This window comes from Nostoc sp. NOS(2021), from assembly GCF_017115025.1.
Taxonomy (GTDB): Bacteria; Cyanobacteriota; Cyanobacteriia; order Cyanobacteriales; family Nostocaceae; genus Nostoc.
Window position 1 is genome coordinate 1 of sequence record NZ_JABXKM010000262.1, and the last position, 2,701, is coordinate 2,701.

Genomic DNA, 2,701 nt, shown 5'->3' on the forward strand with positions numbered 1-2,701 from the left:
GTCCCCTGCTATAGTGCATTGGTTGCAACTAAACCCATGAAAATCTGTCTTTACCATGCCCAATACCCAATACCCAATGCCCAATTTAAAACTGAGTTTTAAATTCTTAATCTTCATAAAGTTATAAATACCATTATTAAGTTTTTAATAATACTTGTCTCAGCTTCTACATTCATGTCTCAAGTGCGATCAAAATTGTGTAATCTGAAGACAACTAAGCTAATTATTCAATTGAGGTCTGATGACTCCTACGATTATGCGTCAGCTTTGGTCAGTGGTTGAAACCGCCCAAGCCAAGCTCCTCTTGCAACTAGATGATGCTAGCTTGGTGCAGTGGTTAGTGAAACAAACCGAAACGCAAGTGTTGTTAGATTCTAACGAAACTGATTATCTGTGCCACTACATTCAATCTCGGCTAGCCCTTATACGTGATATTGCCCATGAACGTCAGTGTTCATGATCCCAAAATCACGATGAATTGATTGATAGTCAAGTGTTATTACTATTGACTATTGGCTTTTTGGGGAAAATAACCTTCCACTAAGCAGTCAGAGCCGACTACACGCCAACGAACACGTTCTAGAGACAACGCCTCAGTCATGGTAGTAAAACCTAAATCGCCCACAGGTGTGGGAGCAATACTACCACCAATGATTTTCGGGGCGATAAATGCTAGAACTTTTTGCACTGCTCCTTGAGCGATCGCACTTGCAGCTAAAGTACCACCACATTCCCACAACACGCTACAAAAACCCCGCTCATATAAGTATGCCATTGCCTGATCTGGTGTAAGTGATGTTAATTCCACCACCTCCACCCCAAGTTTTCGCAACAGTTCTTGGAAATCGGGGTTAGCACCCTCCTCTGTCAACACCAAAGTCGGAGCATCCGCAGTTTGCCACAGATGGGCATTTTCCGGTAAGTTGAGATGGCGACTCATCACCACCCGCAGGGGATTATGTGCCTCCACTTCATGGCTGGTTAAGTAAGGATTATCCTGTCGAACTGTATTACCACCGACAATTACTGCATCACAAGCAGCCCGCAACTGATGTACTTCATTGCGGGCATCTTGGCTTGTCACCCAGGCACTGTGACCAGAGGTGGTAGCAATTTTGCCATCTAAAGTCATGGCATATTTTAAAATTCCCAAAGGTCGCTTGTAAAGAATGCGATGCACAAAAGCTTCATTTAGCTGATGGCAGGCTGACTCTTCTACTCCTACCAACACTTCGATCCCCGCCGCACGTAAACGGGCAATACCACCTCCAGCTACCAGTGGATTGGGGTCAACCATACCCACCACCACTTTTGCCACTCCAGCTTGGATCAATCCTTCTGAACAAGGGGGAGTACGTCCGTAATGATTGCAAGGTTCGAGGCTGACATAGATTGTTGCACCACGAGCGCGATTCTCCTGGGGAGAGGCTGCACCAACGCCAGCTGCCCTCAAGGCAAACACTTCTGCATGAGGCTCACCTGCACGAGGATGAAACCCTTCGCCAACAATCTCGCCATCCTTAACAATCACCGCTCCCACTAGCGGATTTGGCGAAGTACGTCCTAAAGCGCGGCGAGCAAGTGACAAACACCGCAGCATCATGCGAGAGTCAAAGTCAGTTCCTACCTTTTCCTTTATAGAAGAATTCGATCCAACTGCTGACTCCACTAGAAGTATATTTTCCTGAGTGTAATTTGGTAAGGATGCATCTGCTTGAGCGACCACTGGGGAATTATCCATAATTTTAGACAATATTGTAAATATTCTGCACGCGATCGCACAGCCTTTCCACAGGAGAATCGCGCTTTGCTCAACAGAGTAAAATCCAGGCGCTATTATCTTGTATCAGCCTGTAATATTCTCATTACAATTCTTCTTAGAGCCTTTTTCATCTATTTAAACCAGAATCTCCTGTAGGGTAGCACAGCTAGCTGTGCTACCCACACATTTACAGCGTTGCTGCAAGTTCCTGTAAGCGATCGCTTCCATCGCGGAAGACAGGCCAACCATCCCCCACCAGCACTGCTTCTACCCGACTCAGTTGAGCCAACCTGCGAACAGAAGCAACAGCCTCCTCTCGATTCAGCAGCTTGTCATCTGGCAATATAGTTAAGCTACCTGCTTTGCGTGCCCGTACTAAATCCCCTGTGATCAAAGTCGTCTCCTCCAGTAACAGAGCCAATTCACCGGGAGTTTTCGAGCCTTGGAGTTCAATCACCTCCAGTCCTGGCACAAATTCTTCACCATCAGACAGCCAGCGATCGCAATGTATAGGAAAAATGTCTTTTTCTGCCAGAGGGCCGGCAATCTTAGCATAGGTTTGATCGGCAATTTCTTTACTTGCCCTGACATGCTCAGAATTCGTCAGTACAATCCAAACTACACCACCGAGGGATTTCAGATGATTCCAATCATGGTTTGATAGGGCTACTGGGTCAATCAAGATGTTGCCATCTGGGCGAATCCAGGCAATCCCATTGAAATCAATATTTCTTGCCGGATTGAAATTAGACCAGCTATAGAGATCGGGACGGTGCAAAGATTTCATGATGATTCTGGATCAGTACCTTCAATAATTGACTATTAATCTCAATAATTAAGTATATAGAGTCAAGGGCACTGGGGATTAGGGATTAGGGGCTGGGTTTTAAATCGAAAAATTATGGATGGAGCAACAATACCTCAAAGATATTTTGAAAT

At 45.4% G+C, this 2,701-nt stretch carries 3 protein-coding genes; 1 reads left to right on the plus strand and 2 read right to left on the minus strand.

Annotated features, from left to right (window positions below):
- Positions 1 to 241 precede the first annotated feature (241 nt).
- A complete protein-coding gene (locus tag HWQ41_RS26600; RefSeq protein WP_109012126.1) occupies positions 242 to 460 on the plus strand; it encodes a hypothetical protein in 219 nt (72 codons plus the stop codon).
- Between the two features lie 42 nt (positions 461 to 502).
- Here HWQ41_RS26600 and ribD read toward each other — a convergent pair whose 3' ends face one another.
- Together ribD and HWQ41_RS26610 are read right to left on the minus strand one after the other, a co-directional pair.
- Positions 503 to 1,741 (minus strand): bifunctional diaminohydroxyphosphoribosylaminopyrimidine deaminase/5-amino-6-(5-phosphoribosylamino)uracil reductase RibD, encoded by a 1,239-nt coding sequence (ribD, locus tag HWQ41_RS26605; protein ID WP_292769854.1) that lies wholly within the window; start codon positions 1,739 to 1,741, stop codon positions 503 to 505.
- A gap of 208 nt (positions 1,742 to 1,949) precedes the next feature.
- A complete protein-coding gene (locus HWQ41_RS26610; protein ID WP_292769856.1) occupies positions 1,950 to 2,549 on the minus strand; it encodes an MBL fold metallo-hydrolase in 600 nt (199 codons plus the stop codon).
- Between the last annotated feature and the right edge of the window lie 152 nt (positions 2,550 to 2,701).